Origin of the sequence: Micromonospora sp. WMMD1155, from assembly GCF_029581275.1 — a bacterium.
Taxonomy (GTDB): Bacteria; Actinomycetota; Actinomycetes; order Mycobacteriales; family Micromonosporaceae; genus Micromonospora.
Genome location: NZ_CP120742.1, coordinates 862,769 through 884,648 on the forward strand (window position 1 = coordinate 862,769; position 21,880 = coordinate 884,648).

The following is a 21,880-nucleotide window of genomic DNA, read 5'->3' on the forward strand; positions in this document are numbered from 1 at the left end:
GCCTTGATGGTGCACGGGCGCCACAACCGATATGCGTCTGCCCGGCAAGGCGCCCGACCTTCGGCGTGACCGCGCGACCAGCGGCATGTGTGTGCATCTGATCAAGCGTGGTTCTCGAGTCGCTCAGGGGAGAAGGGTGCGCCCCTCCCAGGTGCCGTGTTCGGACAGAGGGCGGAACCGCATGAACGCGGATTCGTGGTGGAAGTCCCGGCGATGCTGTTCAGCCATGGCGACGGTGTGTGTATGGGCCTGTGGGACGGCGCTGCGGCCGTGGACCATGTCGGTCATCTCGCGGACGCTGCGCCAGATCGTGAAGGTGGAAAACGTGTGGGGCGGGCGTACCGCTGCGGTGGCGAACGTGGTGCCGGGGTGACCGGCGACCAAGCGTTCGACGGGCCTCCCCCACTTCAGGAACCGGGGTAGTTCGAGAACCTTGAGCCGGGCGAGGGTGACGGCCACGATAGGCTCCTGCGGATCCCACCGGCCCGCCTGCACCGGCAGGCCGGCGAGGGCGGCCACCTCGCCGTAACGCCGCAGGTACTGCAGTCGCACATGCCATCCGTCGTCGAGCTGCCGCCCTAGATCGTCGTCTGCGAGGAACCGCTCCAACGCCGATTCGTCGTCCCATTCGGCGAACATCGCAAGGCGTCGCAACTGCATCCGTTCCACCGACAACGCCGGGGAGCCGAGTCGCATGAGCGCGAGGCATTCGGCGTGCCGCAGCCCAGCCGCCCGAGGCCTGCGACGCAGTGTGCGCAAGGTCAAGGCCGGCGGAAGCAGCGCGAGATGGAACGAATGCATCATCGGCCCATGATCCCAGTCGTCCGCACCCGCGTCCCTCCCACAGCGTGCGGGCTGGCGACGGCGGCAGGCGGACGTTGGCTTCGCCGGCAGCGGTTCAGCACAGAGGACGAATGACAGTCTCATCAGCCCCTTCGCCGACTGACGAGGCTCAGTCCCCACAGATAGACCGCGGGTCGCGGCAAAACAGGGCGCCGACGGGCATCGAACCCACCAGATCGACGGTCCTCCAACCGGGCCTGAAGGCGTGCGCGAGGTGGTAGGACCAGCAGCCCTGTCGGGGCTGTGACCAACAGTTGGCATGATGGGCTCGTGACCGTAGCCGGTGTTTCGATACCACCCTGACCCCTTGGCCACGGGCTCGGCGATGCGGATTGAGCACGTCACTGAACATGCTGGTCAACCCCGTCGTGTCGGCCAGATCAGCGAGCAGCCGGGCACCGACGTGACCCACCACGCCCCGCCCGCCGCCGGTCACCATGATCTTCGGACGTGTTGCGGTAACCTTCACCCAGCAAGTGCCTTCCGTGACAGGAACATGGGACTCTCGACAAGCCCTATTTTCCCAGATCAGAAGGCACTTCTTCGTTCTCAGCCCAGCCCGTGGACAGCCCTTACCGAAGGGCCGAGGTTAGCATTGCCCGATGGAATCAGGGGCCGACGCGATTGCCCCAGGAGTACCGGACCCCGCCGACCTTCGTCGGCGGGTCGCCCGAGGTCGCGGTCTGGTCGTCGTCCTCAACGACACCGTCACGATGCCGGCTGCCACGGCCGCTGCGCGGGCGTTACGGGTTGCGCTCCAGCCCGATATGGCGGTCTTTGCCTCCGCGGGACGCCAAGGGCCGATCCTCACTGTGCTGCAGCTAGTCAGCGACTCGGAAGCCACCGCTGTACGCCTGCCTCTGGAGAACCTTGTCGCCGAGTTCCGCCGGGTAGCAGCCGCGCTCGTCGAGCAGATGGAGGCCGGTTCGTCACCTGTGAGCGACGTCGACGACGCGGACCCCCCCGAGTCTGTGCGATATCACGACGCGACCTGGTACCTATTCCCGCACGGAGAGCACTGCCAGTTCGAGAACGCGGTGAGCGGCGAGGTCGTCGAGGCCAACATCTATGCCCCCGGCCTCGTAGATCCGTACTTCCTGTTGCAGTACGCGAAGACCTCCGGCCGGCATGGTGCTGTCGTCGACGCATGCACGGAGGGTTTCCACGATATGTGTCGTCTACTCGATCACGCTGGAATTGCCTACGGCTAACGGCCATGGTCGACTGGCTGTCTGGAGCACGCGTCCTCGCGGTCAGCACAGAGTGTGCATCGGCACTCAAGGCGAGATCCGATCATGTCGAAGGTGATCCGGGTCGTCCACACCGAACGCTGGAACACGTCGTCAACCCATCCTCGGACTGCTGTCATCAGATCGGGCAGACCGTTGAGTGACCAACACAGGTTTCCGGAGAAGATCTCGCGGAACGGGCCTGGGAAGGTGTGCTCCGTCGGCGCGAACGGCACCTGGCCTTGCGGCGACGGCAACCTGTACGGAAACCCGTCCTCACATGAGTCAGGCCGTGAGCTCGGTATAGGCATAGATTGACCTCGTGACCGGGCTGATGGCAGCGTCGGCAATCAGTCGCCAGCAGCGTGGCCGGATCGGGCTGTCGACAAGTCATCATGATGTGGTGGTCCCCCGACGCCTGCGGCTCGCCGCGCAACGATCCCGCACTCCAAAATCTACCGAACCTATCAAGATCACCGATCTGGATACAAGCAGGCGGCGCTATCATCGCCGCAGTATTCGCAGGCGGGGCGCTCCTCATCGCGGTCGACACTCTCGAAGATCAACAACGAATCAATCAGAGCCAGTTGGATCTCAACACCGCTACTCAAGATAGGCAGCACAAGCGCTACGCGTCCCGCGTCGCCTGGTGGGCAAAAACGCATGCGCCCACTGCGGACGACCACCGGGTAATGGTGCAGAATCGGTCCACCGTACCGCTGCGGGGCTTGGAGTTCTTTCTACCCCAGCAGCATGACTGGGTGCTGGGAGATACCGGTGCGCCGTTACTGCTCTTCATATCCGATATCCCACCATGCACGGTGGTGCGGTACAGCATCCCACCGTACATGAGCAATGAAGCGGCGGGTGCCATCCTGGCCAGCTTTTCCGACCCGGTATGGGAACTACGCTTCACGGACAACCTCGACCGATGGGTGCTATCTGAGCAAGGGCTTCGGCCAGCCAAGACCGTGCCGTACCCCACCACCCGGGGCGGAGTGCCAAACATCCCTTACACCGAACTGCGGGAGGATTTAGCAGGTAGGTCAGAAGCGCAGGACTGCGGCGAAGGCGGCTGAACCGGGTCACGCCTGCGCGAATGGTGTAGGAGACGGCCACAGCAGGAGTCGTCACGCCACAGCGCGAATAGTAGTAGGCTGCCGCCGTCGGCGGCAGGTACGCCCACTCAGACGTCCACCATGGTCAGGGGCAGGATTAGCAGGTCCATGGACGGCCCCCAGGGCAGCGCCGTCGTCGCAACTTTGCCGCCACCCTGCTCGATCGTAGATTCATCTAGCTGCCGACGCGGGATTGGCTGCGAGGGTCGCCCACCGTTCCGGCCGATCGGCGAGTAAGCGCCGCATCAACTCCGCACCAACGCCCTCACGCCCGGTACGGAGACTGAGCGCAGAGTCGGTGCTGGTGCCGCGGCCGCCAGCTGCGCAACGCCCCTGCCCAGGCCGACCAGTGCCGTTTCAGGCCGTGAGCGTGGATCGCCACGCGACGACCAACGTCGTCACCTCGGGGTACCGATCTTCGGGCGCGGTCAAGTGGTGTGGGTCGCGAGCCGACTTTGGACCGAGGAGCCTCGCCAGCCCTGAGGGGATCGAGCAAGTGCTGGATGATGCGGCCGAGGGTGTACACGTTGGTCAGCTGGTCGATAACGACACCACGGACGAACTTTTCAGCGGCCTTGTGGCGGCAGGATCAGGGCAGGCGGTCAGCGTCGAGGGTGAGGGGCGTGGCGCATACTCGTCCAGGTCGACGAGCACATCTGCCGACTGTCAAGGTTGTGCTGGAACCGGGCAAATGCGGCTCGGTCCGAGCCGTGCGTGGTGGCGTGGTTGAGATTTGTGCCGGCGTGCCAGGGGTAGACCAGCACTGGCTCGTCCGGACCATCGAGAACCTGCACGGGGCGGATGATCGCCGGGTGCTGGACCGCGGTGTGAAACTCGCGTGGCCCGGATCAGCGAACGCCGCGCCTGAAGCCGGTGGCCTTCCCCAAGAACCAGCAGCGGCCGGCATCCTCGACGCCGAAGGACAGGGTATGCCGAATCCTGGACGCTGAAGACCGCGAACGCGGTCGCGAGCGCAGGTCGGACATGGTGGCGAACCTAGGCCTTAACGTGGCCGGGAGGTTCTTCGATCGTCACGAATCGTCCGGGTCCATCTCACGGGTGTCGTCTCATGGCAGTACGTCGCCGCAGCCACAGCGCCGAACAGGCGAAGATCTGGTAAACGACCTCGCAATGTGGACCGGCGAGTGGGCGGACCACCGGACCGACAGCCATCAGCCAGGCCGTGAGCCATAGCTCGGGGCATCCTCTCGTCACACGGGTTCCGGTAGCGGTAGCTCCAAGTCCTCGACCAGCTGACAGCCCCCGCTCGGGACGCGAATCAGGCCACTCAGCCGGGCGGCCTATGGCGGTCCGAAACCCAGAACCAACCGCCCTGCTCCCAATCTGCTCCCCATGTAAGCCGCTCATGCAACGAAGCCCGTTACCGGCGACTCCGGCAACGGGCTTCTGACCTGCACAAACTGAGAGTGGGCGATGCTGGTATCGAACCAGCGACCTCTTCGGTGTGAACGAAGCGCTCTCCCACTGAGCTAATCGCCCTCAGCGACACTGACTCTACCCGATCGTGGAACCGGACCGGAAATCCGGGGTCAGTGCGTCGCGAGGTAGTGCATCGCCTCGGCGATCACGTCGATGCCGAGGCTGTACTTGAGGGACAGCCAGACCACGGTGGCGACGAAGACGAGGCCGACGGAGCCGAGCACGATTCGGACCGCCAGTGACTGTCGCGTCACCCACTGCGTCCATCCGTGGACATGGCGGCGGGTGAAGCCGAGCAGCCTGCGCGCCCAGTGGTATTCGACGGCCCAAATGCCCAGCCCGGCGATGACCAGCAGCCAGCCCGGCCCGGGTAGTGGGATGAGGGCGATGCCGATGGTCACCACGAGCGCCCCGGCGATCGAGATGAAGATCTTGAGTGCGATGCGGCCGGTGGGGTTGGCTCGGATGAGGTCGAGGGTCATCGAGATCCGCTCACGCCAGCGTGGGCGGCGCGGTGGGTCCGCGACGACGAGGACGCCACCGGCACGACCGGCATCGCGGCCCGACCGATCGGCCCGTTCGGGCTGTTCCATCGGCACTTCGTACCCCCGCTTTTCGGCTACTCGGACCGCGACGTTCGGCGGGCCGGGCGCTGGCGCCGGATCCACTGAGGATCGCTTCGCCACCATTTCACCCCCCAGTGTCGCTCGGGCCCGTCACTGCAATGCCCGACTGGACGTTACCGGAGTAAGTCGACGACTGAGCCACCCGATGCCGGGCGGGATCACGCACTGGGCAGAACCGGAAATCCTACATGAATCCTCACATTCACGCGGCCTTTCCGTCCCCCTTCCCACCACTGGGTGAAGTCAGCGTATGGCGGAGCGTAGCCAGGAGTAGCACCTGAGTATGGGAAAAGCGGGACACGCGCGTTCCGCAGCGGTGCCGGGGGGAGAACGTCCATGAGTGTCATCCGACCGACGACCGTAGAGGTCGAGACGTCGCTAAGGCTCGTCGCGCCTGACGCCACCGCCTTGCCGGTGCGTGCCAGTCTGCGTTACGACCCTGCTGACCCGTATGCGGTCCATGTCCTGTTCCATGCCGAATCGGCCGGGGGCGAGGCGGTGAGTTGGTCGTTCGCTCGCGAACTTCTGGTCACCGGCCTGGACGAACCGGCCGGCATCGGGGACGTGCGGGTCTGGCCCTGGGCCACACCGCGCGGCGATTTCGTCGCGCTGGCCCTCTCGTCACCGGACGGCAACGCCCTCTTCGAGGTGCCGCGCAGCGTCCTGGTGCGATTCCTTCGACGGACGTACGTCGTCGTCCCGCGCGGCCGGGAGGCCGAGCACCTGGACGTCGACACGGCGGTGAACCGGCTGCTCGCCGGTCGCTGACCGCCTGAAAGAGCAACACCGGCCAACCCGGGGCCGCGCGGATCTGCCGAGTCCGCGCGGCCCCGGCACACCCGGGCCCGGGGGTACGCGGACAGCCTCACCCGGGTCGGCCGGTGCTCAGCCGTGCGTGGTGATGCCCCCGTCCACGGGGATGACCGCGCCGGTGAGGTAAGCGCCGGCGCGCGACGCGAGGTAGATGGCGGTGCCGGCCATGTCCTCGGGACGACCGATGCGGGCCAGCGGAACCTGCTGCTCGATGGCGGCCCGGCTGGCCGGGTCGTCCAGCGCGAACGCCATCATCTTGCTCTCGAACGGGCCGGGCGCGATCGCGTTGACGGTGATCTGGTCGCCGGCGAGTTGGTGGGCGAGGCTGCGGGTGAGCATGTGCACGGCGGCCTTGGTGGCCGAGTACGCGTACACCTCCATGAACGGCACCCGGATGCCGTCGATCGACCCGATGTTGATGACGCGGGCCGGGTCGTCGGCGCCGGCGGCGGCGCGTAGCGACGGCAACAGCGCGGTGGTGAGCCGGAACACGGCCTTGACGTTGACCGCCCAGAGCTTGTCGAACGCGGCCCCCGGATAGTTCTCCAGCGGCGCACCCCAGGTCGCGCCCGCGTTGTTGACCAGCACGTCGAGCCGGTCGAAGCGCTCGCGCACGGCGGCCGCGAGGGTCTCGGCGCCGGTGTCGTCGCTCAGGTCGGCGGGGATGGCCTCGCAGCGCCCCTCGGCGGAGAGTTCCTCAGCGACCGCCGCGCAGACGTCGGCCTTGCGAGACGAGATGATCACGTGCGCACCGGCGCGGACGAAGCCCTGGGCGATCATCAGACCGATCCCCCGCGACCCGCCGGTGACCAGGACCGTCTTGCCTTCGACCGAGAACAGTTGAGTCATGCCCATCCCATCGCGAGTCGGCGGGGGCCGTCAGCCGGTCGGCCGGCCGACGGTGCGCCGGGCGGACCGCGGACCGAACGGCGCTACCGCCGGGTAACGTAGCCCGGTCGCGGGATCACGACAAGCCCGTGCCGGCGCGCTGATCCTGACCGGCGGGCCGACCGGGATGCGGTGACCTGCGGTTCGGGCTACCGTCGCAGGCGATGGTCTCCACCGATCCCTCCCCCGTGTCACCGATCGGAACGGCGTCACCCGTGCCCGACGAGATTGCCACGTTCGCGCTGGCCGACCTCTCCGGTTCCCCGGGCTGGCGTCGGCCGGTGATCGTCGAACGGGAGTTGCTGATCCTCACCACGCGTGGGCACGGCGACGCGGAACTCGACTTCCACCCGCTGCCCTGTCGGCCCGGCACGCTGCTGCGGGTCCGCGCCGGGCAGGTGCTGCGCTGCGCCGGCCGGCAGTTCGACGCGACAGTGGTCGCCTGGGAACCCGAGGCGCTGCGCGGTTTCGGCGTCGAGCTGGACACACCGGTGACCTGGCGGCAGTTGGCCGGCGAGGACGAGGACGCGGTGATCACCGAGGTTAGCCAGCTGAGCGTGGACTGCCGACGGCACCCCGACAGTCTCACCGCCTGCGCCCTGCTCCGCCACCAACTGGCGGTGCTGCTGCTGCGGCTGGCCCTGGCGAACCCCGACCGGTCGACGCCGCGACCCGAGGACGAGACGTTCCACCGGTTCCGCCGGGAGGTGGAGCACGGCTACCCGCACACCCGACGGGTCGAGGACTACGCCGCGAATCTCCGCTGCTCGGTGCGGACCCTCACCCGGGCCTGCCTGGCCGTCACCGGTCGCAGCGCCAAGCAGGTCATCGATGAGCGGGTCGCGTTGCAGGCCGGCCGACTCCTCGCCGCGACCGACCAGCCGATCGCGCAGATCGGCCGCCACCTGGGTTTCTCCGAACCCACGAACTTCGGCCGCTTCTTCACCCGCGAGGTCGGGGTCAGTCCGGGCGCGTTCCGCGCCGCCCGGGACCAACCGGCCGCCCGGGTGGTCCGGCCCCGCCCACCGGCCGAGCCCACCAGTGTCAACAGCGGCAGATTCCGCGCGGTCGGGACGCCGAACGGTGGCCACGCCACGCGACCCGGGTCGCCCGGCGCGCCGACGGGCGACCCCGGCCGGGCATGATGGCACTGTGCAGATCTCCGCGCGCGGCGACTACGCGGTACGGGCAGCGCTGAGCCTCGCCACCGCGTACCCCTCGCTGCTGTCCACGCAGGCCATCGCGGCGGAGCAGGACATGCCCCGCAAGTTCCTGGAGGCGGTCCTGGCGGACCTGCGCCGGGCCGGCATCGTGCGCGCCCAGCGCGGCGCCGAGGGCGGTTACACCCTCGCGCGCCCGCCACGCGAGGTGACAGTCGGCGCGGTGCTGCGCGCGGTGGAGGGCCCGCTGGCCGGGGTACGCGGGCTGCGCCCCGAGGAAACCCGCTACGAGGGTTCGGCGGAGAACCTGCCCGGCCTGTGGGTGGCGGTGCGTGCCGCGGTGCGGCGGGTCGTCGACGAGGTGAGCCTCGCCGAGATCGTCAGCGGTCGGCTGCCCGCCCACGTCCGCAAGCTCACCGCTCTGCCAGATGCGTGGGAGCCCCGCTGACCGTCGCGCGTCACGGATCGTGAAGGCCACGTCGGCACCGTCCACCACGGACGGCGAGAGGGTTTCAAAAGTCGCCGGGTCGGGAATGTTCGATCTCGACACGGCAGGGAACGGTGACGAGGGGAGACCTCCGATGGGCCTCATGTTTCGTAAGCGGAAGAAGTACGGACCGATCATCCTGAACTTCACCGAGAACGGCTTCTCCTCGTGGAGCATCAAGATCGGGCGCTGGTCCTGGAACTCCAAGGCGCGGGCGCACCGAGTCGACCTGCCCGGTCCGCTGTCCTGGAAGCAGGACAAGGCCCGGTCGTAGCCTCCCGGGAGTCGAGCGGGGTGCCGGTGGCTTCCACCGGCACCCCGCTCGGCGTCTGAGCCGCGCTCAACCAGCCAGCGCGATGATCTCGTCACCGGCCAGCCTGCCGCCCTCGCGGTCACGGCGCACGTCACCGGAGTCGAGCAGGCCGGTGAGCGCCCGGTTGGCGTCGGCGGCACGGTAGACGGTCGCGGTGAGAGTGTGCCGACGGAGGTCGGCGACCGACCGGGAGCCGCCCCGGTGCAGCTCGGCCAGCAACTCACGCGCCAGCGGTTCGAGGTCGGGATCGTCGACCACGTCGACCGCGACGCCCGTCGGGTCCTGCGGGTCGCGGTAGCGCACGTCGACGTCCGCGCCGACCGCCCAGAGCGCGTCCCGGACCGCCTCCAGGCTCCGGTCCGAGCGGCTGCCGAAAGCGATCACTCCGGCGGCCTCGCCGTCCGGCAGCACCGGTGCCACCTCGGCGACCAGGGGGAAACCGGCCGCGGTGAGCACGTCACGGGCGCTGTCACCGGTACGCAGCAGCACCTCCCCGGTACGACCGTTGGTCGCGGCGGCGAGCAGCTTCGGCGTCACCGCGCCGGGAAGGTCCACGAAGGAGAACAGTGGGGCGCCGGCTGCCCCGGCGGCCTTCACCGCGACCGGAAGCCGGTAGGGGTCGCCGGACAACAGGTGCACGGTGACCTCGGCGGGCAACTCCGCCTCGATCGGGCCGAGTCGGGCCGGCAGGGCAGCGCTGTCGGCCAACACCAGCACTGTCACCTGTCGGCCGCGCACCTGGTCGCCGTGGGCGGCGACCAGGCGCAGCGCCGCCTCCGCGCTGCCCGCGTCCGTGCCCGCGAGCGCGATGGTGGCCCGCCGGGAGCGGCGCAGGGCCGCGGGCAGCCAGGTCGTCAACTGGCGGACCAGCAGCTCGCGGAGGAAGTCGGTGGTCCGGTCGGTAGCCATCGGTCCGTTCTACCGTACGGCCACCTCAGACCGGGACGGAGATCCCCACTCCACCGCGGGTCTGCCCGCCGTAGCGCTGCCGCTCGGCGTTGAGGTCGAGCCGACCGATCTGCTTGCGGGCGGCCAGGGCGCTGTCGTCGAGCAGGTCGGCGGGCACCAACCAGACGATCTCGAACTCCAGGCCGTCCGGGTCCTGCCCGTAGAGGCTCTTGGTCGTGCCGTGATCCGAGGTGCCGACCAGCGCGCCGGCGGCGGCGAGCCGCTCGGCGGTGGCGGCCAGCTCGTCGAGGGTGTCCACCTCCCAGGCCAGGTGGTAGAGGCCGACGGTGGACCGCCCGGCGGTGGACCGCCCGGCGGCGGCGCCGATCTCGAACAGGCCGAGGTCGTGGTCGTTGGTGGAGTCGGGTGCCTGGAGGAAGGTGGCGCCGCGGAAGCCGTCCGGGGTCATCGCCACCAGGCTGAAGCCCAGCACGTCACGGTAGAACGCGACGCTGCGGGCGAGGTCACTCACGTAGAGGACCGCGTGGTTGAGCCGGTGAATACCCATGACTCGATGCTAACGCGGTTTTGTTGAGCGTTCAACTACATGGGATATGATGACGGTCATGACGCGCTGGCTGGACCCTGACGAGCAGCGCACGTGGCGCGCGTACCTCACCGCGTCGCGGGCGCTGATGGACACGCTCGACCGCGAGCTGCAACGCGACGCGGGCATGCCGCACGCGTACTACGAGATCCTGGTCCGGCTCTCCGAAGCGCCCGGCCGCCAGCTACGGATGAGCGAGTTGGCCCACGCCGCAGGGTCGTCGCGCAGTCGGCTCTCGCACGCCGTGGCCCGACTGGAAACCGCCGGCTGGGTGCGTCGGGAGGACTGCCCCACCGACCGACGCGGGCAGATCGCGCTGCTCACCGACGAGGGTTTCGCCACCCTCGCGGCCGCCGCCCCCGGCCATGTCGAGGGGGTACGCCGACACCTGTTCGACGCGTTGAGCCCCGCCCAGGTCGACCAACTGCGGCGGATCAGCGAGACATTGGCCGAGCACCTGACCGGATCCTGACCAATCGACACCGGCGCGGGTCTTGTACTTACCGTCGCCGAATGAGCACGATGGGGCGTGTCTTCCGGCTTCGGTGAACTGACTGATCAGGCGCACGACCTCGTGTCGGCCGGCGATCTGGCCGGCGCGCAGCGGCTCCTCTCCGACGCGCTCACCGACGCCGACCCGCGCCCGGCCAACGCCACCACCGAGCTGGCCGAGGCGGCCAGCCTCCAGGCACGGGTGCTCGTCGCCCTCGGTGAGCCGCATTCGGCCAGAGGATGGGCCGCCTTCGCGTACGCGGCGACCACCCGGCTGCACGGCCGCTCCGACCCGCGCACGGTGGCCGCCGCGGCGACCCTGGCGGCGGTGCTGCACCGGGTCGGCAGCCATTCCCGGGCCGCCCGGCTCTACCAGGAAGTCATCATCGAACTGACCGCGCAGGACGGGCCGGAGTCCCTGCGGGTGCTGGCCGCACACGCCGACCTGGCCACTGTCGAGTACGCGCGCGGTCAGTGCACGGTGGCCCGGGACCGGCTCCAGGACGCCTGGGAGCTGCACCGCGAGGTGTACGGCGACGGGCACCCCAGCGGCATCAAGATGCTGGCGCGGCTCGGGGCGATGCAGCGCGACTGCGGGCAGTTCGCCGAGGCACACGACAACCTGGCGCTGGCCCGTGAGCTGTGCCGGCAACACCTGCCCGCCGACGACCCGCTGGCGGCGCAGGTGGCGACCCTGGCCCGGGCGGCGGCCAATCCCGACCACGCCTGCGCGGACAACCCGCCCACCGCCCAGGACACTCCGGTCGTGCCGGCCGCCCGCGTCCCACCGCACGCCAACGGCCCGACCGAGTCCGGCTATCACCCACCGACGCCTCCACCGCACCACACCGCGACGGCGGCGGGTGGGACGGTTCCGAATCCCCGAGCGCCGGCCGACGAAGCCGTCGGGTCGGCGGGGTGGCCACCGGAGCCGGCGAGCGAGCCGACGCCGTACCCCACCGACGCTCCGGTGCCCCCGTCGGTGGTCGGGCTGGCCGGCGGCACGGAGGAGCAGTCCGGGGTGTACCGGCTACGCCGCCCGGCCGACCCGTACGCGCCGCTCGAGCCGTACACGCCGTCGCGTCTGCTGCCGGTGCCGGTGCACCGGGCGCCGTCCCCGCAGCGCAACCGACTGGTACCGGTCCTGGTGGCCGGTGTGGTCGTGGTGTTGCTCGGCGCCGCCGCGGTGATCGCCGGGGTGGCCCGGGTCGGCGGGGGCGACGACGAACCGACCCCGCCGACGACGACCGCCTCCCCCACCACCGCCGCACCGGCCGGCACCGCGCCCACCCCGACCGGCGCCCCGCCCACGTCGGGCGCCGCCGCGGCACCGCTGGGCAGCCCGCCCGGCGCGGTGACGTTGCGCGACACCCGGGACAGCATCACCCTGAACTGGACCTACCCCGCCGGCAGCGAGGGCCCGGTGGTCATCGCGGGTGGCCGCACCGGCCAGGACCGCAACGTCTTCGCGACCCTGCCCGCCGGCACCACCAACTACGTGGTCTACGCGCTCAACCGCACCAACGACTACTGCTTCACCGTCGCGGTCGTCTGGTCCACCGACACCGTCGCCAGCTCCGAGCAGGTCTGCACCCGCCGCCGCTGAGCGCCACCTCCGACCGCCACCGCGGGCCGCCGGCGCGCCCTGCCGACCTCACTTCGGCGGCCGGCTGCCCTCGGCCGAGGACGTCGGCAGCAGCAGGCACACTCGCAGCCCGCGCCGCTCGGGCGCGTCGGTGAGGGCGATGCTGCCGCCCGCCCGTCGCACCAACTCCCGGACGATGGCCAACCCCAGGCCGGCGCCCCCGTCGTCGCGGGCCCGTCCGTCGTCCAGCCGGGTGAACCGATCGAAGACCCGCTCCCGGTCCGCGACCGGGATCCCCGGGCCGTCGTCGGTCACCGTCACCAGGTGGTACGCCCCAGCGTCAGGCCCGACCACGGGCCCCGCCGTCGAGGTCGCGAGCACGACGGCGCTGTCGGCGTGCCGCATCGCGTTGTCGACCAGGTTGGCCAGCACACGACGCAGCTCGTCGGCGTTGCCGGTCGTCCACAACGGGCCCGGCGGTGGCACCACCCGCACCGGCGGCGACGGGTAGCGGTCAGCGACCTCGGTCAGCAGCGCGCCCAACTCCACCGGGCCGACCCCTCGGCTCGGTGGCGCTTCGTCCAGGCGGGCCAGCAGCAGGAGGTCGTCGACCAGCCGGCTCAACCGATCGGTGTCGGCGAGCAGGTTGCCGGTCACCGCCGCCCAGTCCGTCCGGTCGGCGAGGCGCTCGGCCACCTCCAACTCGGTCCGGATGTTGGTCAGCGGGCTGCGCAACTCGTGTGCGGCGTCGGAGACGAATGCCCGCTGGCGGACCCGGGCCGATTCCAACCGGTCCAGCATGCCGTTGAGGGTGACCGCCAACCGGTGGATCTCGTCGGCGGACGCGGGCACCGGCAACCGGCCGGCACCAGCCCGCCCGGTGATCTCCTCCGCGCCCCGGCGCAGCGCCTCGACGGGCCGCAGCGTCGCGCCGACCACCCGCCACGCCACCACGGCCAGCACCGCCACCAGCAGCGGGAACGCCACCAGCAGGATGGCCCGGACCACGTGGGTGCTGTGCCGCACGTCGGCCATCGAACGGGCGACCAGCACGGTGAGCGGACCCGCCGCCGTGTCGACGGGTACGGTAACCACCCGGACCGGGCCGGCCAGCCCGACCCGCTCCGCCGGCACCTCCAGTCGCTGCCGACGGTCGTGGTCCAGGCCCTCCGGGCGGACCATCGGCACCAGCCGGTCGGCGTCGATCGAGGCGGCCCTGATCCGCCCCTGCGCGTCGACGACCTGGACGCGCACCTGACCACCGGCCACCGGCAGCGGGTCGGGCAACGCGTCCTCGGCGGCGAGCAGGGCGACCGCGTCGGCGGTCCGGAACGCCTCGGTGTCGACGGTTCGCTGGAGCACGAAACCGAGCGCGCCGAGCACCACCACCCCACCCAGGGCGAGGCCGACCGTGAGGCCGAGCACTCCGATCGCCAGCAGCCGGGCCCGCAACCCGAGCACCGGAATCCGGCCGCTTCCGAAACGGCGGACACCCGCCGGGCCGGTCACGTGGCCAGCCGGTAGCCGGCACCCCGGATCGTCTCCAGCCGGTCGCGGCCGAGCTTGCGACGCAGGTAGCCGATGTAGACCTCGACGGCGTTCGGCGCGGTCTCCACACTCGCGTCCCAGACGTGATCCAGCAACTCGGTCTTGGACACGACCTGGCCGGGGCGGCGCATCAGGTAGTCCAGCAACGCGAACTCCCGCCCGGTCAGGACCACCTCGGCGTCGGCCCGGGTCACCTGCCGGCGGGCCGGGTCCAGTCGCAGGTCACCGACCGCCAGCACCGTCGGGCGTTCCGGCGCGCCCCGGCGCAGGAGCGCCCGCAACCGGGCCAGCAGCACCACGTACGAGAAGGGTTTGGTCAGGTAGTCGTCGGCGCCGCAGTCGAGGCCGTCGGCCTGGTCGTACTCGCCGTCCTTGGCCGAGAGCATCAGCACCGGCAGCCAGTGCTGCTCCGTCCGCAGCCGCCGGACCAGTTCGTAGCCGGAGAGGCCGGGCAACATCACGTCGAGGATCATCGCGTCGTACCCGCCGTGCCGGGCCGCGTCCAGGCCGGCCGGGCCGGTCCCCGCCACGTCCACCGCGAACCCCTCGGCCTGAAGGCCACGTTGCAGGGCAGCCGCCAACCGGGCCTCGTCCTCCACCACCAGCAAACGCACCACTCAAGGGTGCCACCCGGGTCAATCGTGACGGTCCGGCTTCCTCAGCGCGCTCACAGGACCAAACAGGCAGGATGTGTACAGGAGGTGTCACCATGTCCGTCCTGAGGAGCCGTCCCGTCCTTCGTTGGCTGGTCCCGGCCACCGCCGCCGTCGCCGTGATCGGCGGTGGCGCGGCCGTCGGCACGTTCGCCGCCGAGGCCGAGCCGAGCCTGCCACCACGCACCGCGGCCCAACTCCTTGTCGACCTGCAGACCTCCCGGCTGGAGGGGTTGTCCGGGACCGTCGTGCAGCGCGCCGACCTCGGCCTACCGCCCCTCGTCGGCCTGGTCCCCGGCAACGAGCTGACCACCATGCTGACCGGCACGCACACGCTGCGGGTCTGGTATTCCGGCCCGGACCGGCAGCGGGTCGCGCTGCTGGACACCCTGGGCGAGCAGGACGTGATCCGCAACGGCCGGGACCTGTGGACGTGGCAGAGCCGCACCAACACCGCCACCCACCGCACCCTGAGCGGAGACGTCGGGGCTGGAAAGCCGGCTCCGGAGGCGGCGGCGAACCTCCCGGCCACCCCGCAGCAGGCCGCCGACCTGGCGTTGGGCGCGGTCGACCCGAGCACCGAGGTCAGCGTCGGCCGGTCGGCGACCGTCGCCGGTCAGGACGCGTACGAGCTGGTGCTCCAGCCGCGCGACCGGGCCTCGCTCGTGCACCAACTGCGGATCGCCATCGACGCCGAACGGCACGTGCCGCTGCGTTTCGAGGTGCTCGCGAAGGGCAGTGACCGGCCGGCGTTCGAGGTGGCGTTCACCGAGGTCGACTACCGCCGCCCGGACGCCGACCAGTTCACCTTCAACCCTCCGCCCGGTGTGACCGTCACCGAGGAGAAGGCCGAGCCGCCGACGGCCGGTAAGCACGGTCATGACGGACCGCCGACGGCCGGTAAGCCCGGTCATGCCGAATCGGCGGGTGACCCGAAGGTCCGCGCGGTGGGCTCCGGCTGGACGACGGTCCTGGTCGCCCGCCTCGACGGGCCGCTCGCGGACGGAAAGGCCCCGGCGACGCCGGCCGCCGGCTCCGTGCCGGACGTGGACGTGTCGAAGTTCCTCGGCGGGCTGGCCGCCGTCGACGGGGACTGGGGCAGCGGCCGACTCCTCACCAGCAGGCTGTTCAGCGTGCTGCTGACCGACGACGGCCGGGTGCTCGCCGGAGCGGTCACCCCGGAGCGGCTGTACGAGGCCGCCCGCGGCTGATCCCGCGGTGTCGACGCCGGGTCGGCCTGACGGTCGGCCCGGCGTTTCGCTGCCCGGGTCAGGAGGCGGTGTTCGCGCCGAGGGCGTCGAGGTAGGCGTCGGCGAGGACCGCGTGGCCGGGCAGGTGCGGGTGTACGCGGTCGTCGGCCCACCGTTTCGCCGGGCTCACCGCCAACACCCGGTCGAAAGCGGCCTGGTTGGCCACGTGCACCGCGTCGAACTCGGCGGCCAGCCCCGCCACCACGGCCGCGTACCGGTCGGTGTCGGCGCGCTGCGGGTCGGCGCGGTCGGCCTCGATGAGGAACGGGTCGCCCAGGATCAGTCGACAGCCGGTCTCGGTCACCGCCCGACGCAGCAGATCGCGCAGCGTGCGCTCGTACTCGTCGATGGGAACGGCCTGGTCCGGTCGGTCGATGTAGCGCCGCCAGATGTCGTTGATGCCGATCAGCACCGCGAGCCAGTCCGGGCGCTCGGCGATGGCGTCGGCCTCCCAGCGGGCGGCCAGGTCCCGTACGGTGTCGCCGTTCACACCCCGGTTGACCCATTCCAGCCGCAACTCGGGGTGCCGGGCGTCGACCAGGGCGCGTACGAGGCTGACATAGCCGCTTCCGTAGGGCGCGGCGATGTCACGCCGACCGCAATCGGTGATGCTGTCGCCGATGAAGACCACCCGTTGGCCGGTCCGCAGGATCATCCGCCGCCACCTCGCGTTCACCGGCGCGCCGACCCGACCGGCTTGGTGCGCACCGGCGGGACGCGCTATCTTCAACAGTTCGAGGGCACAAAAAAGAACGGCTAAAAGCCGTTCCTGCAAAGGATTCTAATCTTTAGGGAGACGGCTTGTCAAGGCACTCCGGCGGTTCCGGCGAATTGCCGCTCGACGACGAGATCGGTCGCGAGCAGGAGTACGTCTCGATGCTCTACGACCGGCTGGACGGGCTGCGTGAGCAGGCCGCCGACCGGCTCACCGCCGAGCTGCGCAACACCGGCGGGACCCTCCAGGACCGCTCGCAGCGGGACAGCTCGGTAGCGATGTACGCCGATCAGGTCGAACAGTTCTCCGCCGTGGAGAACGGGCTGTGCTTCGGCCGCCTCGACGGTGACGACGACTCCCGCCACTACATCGGCCGGATCGGCATTTTCGACACCAGTGGCGACTACGACCCGTTGCTGATGGACTGGCGGGCCCCCGCCGCCCGCCCGTTCTACCTCGCCACCGCCGCCAACCCGCAGGGCGTACGCCGACGCCGGCACCTGCGCACCCGGCAGCGCAAGGTGACCGGGCTCAACGACGAGGTGCTCGACATCGACAGCGCCTCTCCCGGCGGCCACGAGGAGCTGACCGGTGAGGCGTCGCTGCTCGCCGCGCTCAACGCGGGTCGCACCGGCCGGATGCGCGACATCGTCGAGACCATCCAGGCCGAACAGGACGAGATCATCCGGGCGGAACTCCCGGGCGTCATGGTCGTCCAGGGCGGGCCGGGCACCGGCAAGACCGCTGTCGCGCTGCACCGGGCCGCGTACCTGCTCTATACCCACCGCCGGGAACTCTCCAGCCGGGGCGTGCTGCTGGTCGGCCCGAACGCGACGTTCCTGCGCTACATCTCCCAGGTGCTGCCGACGCTGGCCGAGACCGGCGTGCTGCTGCGTACCCAGGGTGATCTTTTTCCGGGGGTGAACGCCCAACGCGTCGAGCCGGCCGAGACGGCCGCGCTGAAGGGCCGGGCGGTGCTGGCCGAGGTGCTGGTGCTGGCCGTGCGGGACCGGCAGTGGGTGCCGGACGAGCCGTTGGAGATCGAGGTCGAGCGGGAGACGCTGACCCTGGACCCGGAGACGGTGCGTGCCGCCCGGGACCGGGTACGCCGGACCGAACGGCCGCACAACCTGGCGCGAGCGCTGTTCGACGTGGAGATCGTGCACGCGCTCGCCGAGCAGGTGGCCGAACGGATCGGCGCCGACCCGCTGGGCGGGGACAACCTCCTCGACGAGGCGGACCGGGCCGAGATCCGCCGGGAACTGCGGGAGGAGTCGGAGATCCAGTCCGCCCTCGACCGGTTGTGGCCGGTGCTCACCCCGCAGCGGCTGCTCGCCGACCTGTTCGCCGACCCGGACCGGATCGCCACCGCCGCGCCGATGCTGACCGACGACGAACGCGCGCTGCTGCGGCGGGAGCCGGGTGGTTGGACCCCGGCCGACGTACCGCTGCTGGACGAGGCCGCCGAGTTGCTCGGCGAGGACGAACGGGCCGCCGCCGCCCGGCGGGACCGCATCCGGATGATGGAGCGGGAGTACGCCGAGGGTGTGCTGGAGATCGCCCGGGGTTCCCGTTCGATCGACGTCGAGGACGAGGCCGAGGGCGGTGAGATCCTCGGTGTGACCGACCTGATCGACGCCGACCGGCTGCTGGAACGGCAGGAGGAGGCCGACCGCCTCACCACCGCGCAGCGGGCCGCCGCCGACCGGACCTGGGCGTTCGGCCACGTCATCGTGGACGAGGCGCAGGAGCTGTCGCCGATGGCTTGGCGGCTGCTGATGCGCCGCTGCCCGAGCCGATCCATGACGATCGTCGGTGACGTCGCGCAGACCGGGGCCCTCAGCGGTACACCCTCCTGGGCCGACGCCCTCGCCCCGTACGTCGCGCAGCGGTGGCGGTTGACCGAGTTGACGGTCAGCTACCGCACGCCCGCCGAGATCATGGCGGTCGCCGCCGACGTGCTGGCCGAGATCGACCCGGCGCTGCGTCCGCCGCGCTCGGTGCGTGCGAGCGGCGTACCCCCGTGGGACCGGACGGTGCCCGACGAGCAGCTCGCGGCCGAACTGGTCGCCGAAGCCACCCGCGAGGCCGCCGGGCTGACCGACGGCCGACTCGGGGTGCTCGTGCCGGCCGGGCGGGTGGGCGAGTTGGGCTCGGCCGTCACCGCCGCCCTGCCGGAGGCCGCCGTCGGCGAGCACCCGGAGTTGGAGAGCCGGGTGGTGGTGTTGACCGTCGCGCAGGCCAAGGGGCTGGAGTTCGACTCGGTGCTCGTCGTCGACCCGGACCGGATGGTGGCCGAGTCACCCCGGGGCCGCAGCGACCTGTACGTGGCCCTGACCCGCGCCACCCAACGCCTGGGCATCCTCCGCCCCGCGGAGTCCCGGACCTGACGCCCTGGTCGATCATGAGGTTGACGTGGACTGTGATCTCCGATCGCCACGTCAACCTCATGATCACGCCGCCAAGTGGGTGGGTGGGGCTAGTCGGTGGATTTGTCTCTGATGGACTTCGCCGGGCCGGTCGCCGACGTGGACTGGTCACTGGTGCCGCCGCCCCTCGGAGTGCTCAAACCACCCGTGGTGGCGTCGCCGGTGGTCGTCGGGGCCACCTTGCCCGGGTGCCGCTCGGGTTGGCGGGCCACCCGGCGTACGCTCGCCGGTCCGGCGGTGCCACCGGTGGTGGTCACCGCACCCTGCCCGCCGACCGGGCCGCCGTCGCGCAACACCTGCGGGTCGATCCGTTCCCGCGCCGGATCGAACGGGTCGTCGCGCTGGATCTGGCTCTCCACATCGGTGCGGGGCACTGTCACCTCGTCGAGGGCGCCCTTGCCGTACACACCCCCGGCGATCCGGTCCTCGGCCTCGCGGGCGGCGTCCTGCCGCATGTCGTCCTCACGCACGTCCATCACCTCGCAGAAGCTGTGGAACCGACTGCGTGCCCGGCCACCGGCCGACCAAACCCGTCCTGACCGGCACTGTCGTCCACGGCGGTTCACCGGCACGCCGTCCACTGGCCGCCTTCCCGCCGCGCGGGGTGTCCATGCTGTCCGGCGACCGGTGGGAGATGCCCGCCGGCAGGAGGGGATGACAGCGTGCGCACAGTACGCCGTACCGCAGTCGCGGCTCTGGTGGCCGCGACGGTGACGACCGGGCTCGCGGTGCCCGCCCAGGCGAAGCCGCGACCGGACCGGACATTCGACGTGCAGGCCCACCGGGGCGGCCTCGGGCTGCGGGTGGAGAACACCCTCGCCTCGTTCGGCAACGCCCTCCAACTCGGGGTGACCACCCTCGAACTGGACGTGCAGATCACCGAGGACGGCCAGGCCGTCGTCACCCACGACCGGAAGATCAGCAGCGCCAAGTGCGTCGACACCACAGCGGTGACGCCGGGCGACGCGGAGTTCCCGTACGTCGGGAAGTACATCAACACGCTCACCCTGGCCCAGGTACGCACGCTGGACTGCGGGTCGAAGACGCTCGCCGACAAGCCGGGGCAGGTCGCCGCCCCGGGCGCCCGGATGCCGTTGCTGCGTGAGGTCTTCGCCCTGGTCAACCGCTACCGGGCGAAGGACGTGAAGCTCAACGTCGAGACCAAGGTCGAGGCCGGTGCACCCACCGAGACGGCGCCGCGCGAGCAGTTCGTCCAGGTCACCGCGGCCGAGATCCGCGCCGCCGGGCTGCTCAAGCAGGTCACCATCCAAAGCTTCGACTGGGGCGCGCTGATGCGCATGCGCCAGGTCGAGCCGAAGCTGCCGCTGGTCGCCCTGACCAACTACGACTTCCTCCAGACCGGCAAGCCCGGCGCCTCGCCGTGGCTGGGCGGGCTGGACATCGACGACTTCGGCGGCGACCCGATCACGGCGATCCGCAGCTTCGGCGCCAGCGCCTTCTCCCCCGTGCACGGCATGCCGCAGAACGGCACGGTCACCGACCCCGGCTACCAGCCGTACGTCACCAGGGAGATGGTCGCCCAGGCGCACCGCTACGGGATCAAGGTGATCCCGTGGACCGTCGACGACGTGCCGACCATGGCCAAGCTCATCGACGACGGCGTGGACGGCATCATCACCGACTACCCGGACCGGCTGCGCGGCCTGCTGGCGCAGCGCGGCTACCGGCTGCCGAAGGCGTACGCGTCGCCGTTCGACATCCAGGCGCACCGGGGCGGTCGGGCCACCCGACCGGAGAACACCCTGCCCGCCTTCGCGAACGCGCTGTCCAACCGGGCCATCTCCACGCTGGAACTGGACACCGGTGTGACCGCCGACGGCAAGCTCGTGGTGCTGCACGACCGCACCGTCAACGGGTCGCACTGCGTGGACACCAAGCCGGTGCGCCGCGGTGACCCGAAGTTCCCGTACGTGGGCAAGCCCGTGCACGAGCTGACCCTGGCGCAGCTCAAGACCGTGGACTGCGGCACGAAGACGCTGCCCGAGCTGCCCGCGCAGGTGCCCGCGCCGGGTGCCCGGATCCCGACCCTGGACGAGGTCTTCGCCCTGGTGAAGGCGAGTGGGCGCAGTGACATCGGGATGAACATCGAGACGAAGATCAGCCCGGTGGTGGACGACACCGAGCCGTACCGCAGCTTCACCCGCAAGCTGGTCGACGCGATCCAGCGCGCCGGCTTCACCGACCGGGCCACCATCCAGTCGTTCGACTGGCGCACCATCACCTACGCCCGCAAGCTCGACCGGCGGATCGGCACCGTAGCCCTGGTCTGGCAGTACGGGCCGGAGGAGTGCAAGACCCTCGCCGACGAGTGCTCGTTGCAGGCGGCGTACGGCGACCCGTCGGTGAAGAGCCCGTGGACCGGCGGGCTGGACTGGTGGAAGTACCGGGACCTGGGCAAGCTGACCCGGGCCGCCGGCGCCGGCACCGTGTCGGCCAACTGGCAGGTGCACGACCCGAAGCAGGGCACCGTCGCCTCGGCGGACTGGTACCTGCGGGAGAACCCGGCATACTTCCACGGACCGGACGTCCGGACCCTTCAGACGCGCGACGACCTGAAGGTGATCCCGTACACCGTCGACGACGCCGCGGTGATGCAGCGGGTCATCGACCTCGGCGTCGACGGCATCATCACCGACGACCCGGACCTGTTGGTGAGCGTGGCCATCCGCAACGGCCTGCGCTGACCTGACGCACACCCGAACGCCGGCCGGATTTTTCCGGCCGGCGATCGGTGTTACCTGCTCCGGGGCCTCGGGTAGTCGGGGGTTGTCCCCG

General features: G+C 70.6%; 20 protein-coding genes and 1 tRNA gene. 11 read left to right on the forward strand and 10 right to left on the reverse strand.

Going from position 1 to position 21,880, the window contains the following annotated elements; translation table 11 throughout:
• Positions 1-123 precede the first annotated feature (123 nt).
• Positions 124-804, reverse strand: a complete 681-nt coding sequence (locus O7617_RS03665; RefSeq protein WP_282261504.1) for a hypothetical protein — start codon at positions 802-804, stop codon at positions 124-126.
• Between the two features lie 641 nt (positions 805-1,445).
• On the opposite strand from O7617_RS03665, the gene O7617_RS03670 reads away from it, so the two are divergent.
• Positions 1,446-2,054: a hypothetical protein gene (locus tag O7617_RS03670; RefSeq protein WP_282261506.1), complete on the forward strand. Its 609-nt coding sequence runs from the start codon at positions 1,446-1,448 to the stop codon at positions 2,052-2,054.
• A 413-nt stretch (positions 2,055-2,467) separates the two neighbouring features.
• Positions 2,468-3,151: a hypothetical protein gene (locus O7617_RS03675; RefSeq protein ID WP_282261507.1), complete on the forward strand. Its 684-nt coding sequence runs from the start codon at positions 2,468-2,470 to the stop codon at positions 3,149-3,151.
• A gap of 1,467 nt (positions 3,152-4,618) precedes the next feature.
• On the opposite strand, the gene O7617_RS03680 is transcribed toward O7617_RS03675, so the two are convergent.
• Positions 4,619-4,690 (reverse strand) — tRNA-Val (locus tag O7617_RS03680).
• A gap of 50 nt (positions 4,691-4,740) precedes the next feature.
• A complete protein-coding gene (locus tag O7617_RS03685; RefSeq protein WP_282261508.1) occupies positions 4,741-5,319 on the reverse strand; it encodes a TIGR02611 family protein in 579 nt (192 codons plus the stop codon).
• 273 nt (positions 5,320-5,592) lie between these two features.
• Between O7617_RS03685 and O7617_RS03690 the strand changes: the two genes are divergently transcribed.
• Complete coding sequence (locus O7617_RS03690; protein ID WP_007457244.1) at positions 5,593-6,024, forward strand: SsgA family sporulation/cell division regulator; 432 nt, start codon at positions 5,593-5,595, stop codon at positions 6,022-6,024.
• Positions 6,025-6,141: 117 nt separating this feature from the next.
• Here O7617_RS03690 and O7617_RS03695 read toward each other — a convergent pair whose 3' ends face one another.
• Entirely contained in the window at positions 6,142-6,918 is a 777-nt protein-coding gene (locus O7617_RS03695; protein WP_282261509.1) for a glucose 1-dehydrogenase, read from the reverse strand.
• Between the two features lie 203 nt (positions 6,919-7,121).
• On the opposite strand from O7617_RS03695, the gene O7617_RS03700 reads away from it, so the two are divergent.
• The 3 genes from O7617_RS03700 to O7617_RS03710 all read left to right on the forward strand — a co-directional run bounded on the left by O7617_RS03700 (position 7,122) and on the right by O7617_RS03710 (position 8,878).
• Positions 7,122-8,102 (forward strand): AraC family transcriptional regulator, encoded by a 981-nt coding sequence (locus O7617_RS03700; protein WP_282261510.1) that lies wholly within the window; start codon positions 7,122-7,124, stop codon positions 8,100-8,102.
• Positions 8,103-8,109: 7 nt separating this feature from the next.
• Positions 8,110-8,565 carry an Rrf2 family transcriptional regulator gene (locus O7617_RS03705; protein WP_030333674.1) on the forward strand — a complete coding sequence of 152 codons (456 nt, stop codon included), beginning with the start codon at positions 8,110-8,112 and terminating at the stop codon, positions 8,563-8,565.
• A gap of 133 nt (positions 8,566-8,698) precedes the next feature.
• Positions 8,699-8,878, forward strand: a complete 180-nt coding sequence (locus O7617_RS03710) for a DUF4236 domain-containing protein (RefSeq protein ID WP_088990736.1) — start codon at positions 8,699-8,701, stop codon at positions 8,876-8,878.
• A 66-nt stretch (positions 8,879-8,944) separates the two neighbouring features.
• Here O7617_RS03710 and O7617_RS03715 read toward each other — a convergent pair whose 3' ends face one another.
• Together O7617_RS03715 and O7617_RS03720 are read right to left on the reverse strand one after the other, a co-directional pair.
• On the reverse strand, positions 8,945-9,826 hold the full coding sequence (locus O7617_RS03715) for a hypothetical protein (RefSeq protein WP_282261513.1): 882 nt from the start codon (positions 9,824-9,826) through the stop codon (positions 8,945-8,947).
• 25 nt (positions 9,827-9,851) lie between these two features.
• A complete protein-coding gene (locus O7617_RS03720) occupies positions 9,852-10,373 on the reverse strand; it encodes a VOC family protein (RefSeq protein ID WP_282261515.1) in 522 nt (173 codons plus the stop codon).
• Positions 10,374-10,422: 49 nt separating this feature from the next.
• Between O7617_RS03720 and O7617_RS03725 the strand changes: the two genes are divergently transcribed.
• Complete coding sequence (locus tag O7617_RS03725; RefSeq protein WP_282261517.1) at positions 10,423-10,884, forward strand: MarR family transcriptional regulator; 462 nt, start codon at positions 10,423-10,425, stop codon at positions 10,882-10,884.
• Positions 10,885-10,941: 57 nt separating this feature from the next.
• Positions 10,942-12,510, forward strand: coding sequence for a tetratricopeptide repeat protein (locus O7617_RS03730; protein ID WP_282261518.1), 1,569 nt, complete (start codon positions 10,942-10,944; stop codon positions 12,508-12,510).
• A 48-nt stretch (positions 12,511-12,558) separates the two neighbouring features.
• Here O7617_RS03730 and O7617_RS03735 read toward each other — a convergent pair whose 3' ends face one another.
• Both O7617_RS03735 and O7617_RS03740 read right to left on the reverse strand, forming a co-directional pair.
• The gene (locus O7617_RS03735; protein ID WP_348774185.1) at positions 12,559-13,926 is read right to left on the reverse strand and encodes a HAMP domain-containing sensor histidine kinase; all 1,368 of its coding nucleotides are present in this window, start codon (positions 13,924-13,926) and stop codon (positions 12,559-12,561) included.
• A 68-nt stretch (positions 13,927-13,994) separates the two neighbouring features.
• The gene (locus O7617_RS03740) at positions 13,995-14,651 is read right to left on the reverse strand and encodes a response regulator transcription factor (RefSeq protein ID WP_282261521.1); all 657 of its coding nucleotides are present in this window, start codon (positions 14,649-14,651) and stop codon (positions 13,995-13,997) included.
• Positions 14,652-14,746: 95 nt separating this feature from the next.
• On the opposite strand from O7617_RS03740, the gene O7617_RS03745 reads away from it, so the two are divergent.
• Positions 14,747-15,901, forward strand: coding sequence for a sigma-E factor regulatory protein RseB domain-containing protein (locus O7617_RS03745; protein ID WP_282261523.1), 1,155 nt, complete (start codon positions 14,747-14,749; stop codon positions 15,899-15,901).
• 58 nt (positions 15,902-15,959) lie between these two features.
• Here the strand turns inward: O7617_RS03745 and O7617_RS03750 are convergent, their stop codons facing one another.
• Positions 15,960-16,595, reverse strand: coding sequence for an SGNH/GDSL hydrolase family protein (locus O7617_RS03750; RefSeq protein ID WP_282261524.1), 636 nt, complete (start codon positions 16,593-16,595; stop codon positions 15,960-15,962).
• Between the two features lie 146 nt (positions 16,596-16,741).
• Between O7617_RS03750 and O7617_RS03755 the strand changes: the two genes are divergently transcribed.
• Positions 16,742-19,045 carry an ATP-binding domain-containing protein gene (locus O7617_RS03755; RefSeq protein ID WP_282261525.1) on the forward strand — a complete coding sequence of 768 codons (2,304 nt, stop codon included), beginning with the start codon at positions 16,742-16,744 and terminating at the stop codon, positions 19,043-19,045.
• 89 nt (positions 19,046-19,134) lie between these two features.
• Here the strand turns inward: O7617_RS03755 and O7617_RS03760 are convergent, their stop codons facing one another.
• Positions 19,135-19,554 carry a hypothetical protein gene (locus tag O7617_RS03760; RefSeq protein ID WP_282261527.1) on the reverse strand — a complete coding sequence of 140 codons (420 nt, stop codon included), beginning with the start codon at positions 19,552-19,554 and terminating at the stop codon, positions 19,135-19,137.
• A 192-nt stretch (positions 19,555-19,746) separates the two neighbouring features.
• On the opposite strand from O7617_RS03760, the gene O7617_RS03765 reads away from it, so the two are divergent.
• Positions 19,747-21,789, forward strand: a complete 2,043-nt coding sequence (locus tag O7617_RS03765) for a glycerophosphodiester phosphodiesterase family protein (protein WP_282261529.1) — start codon at positions 19,747-19,749, stop codon at positions 21,787-21,789.
• Positions 21,790-21,880 lie beyond the last annotated feature (91 nt).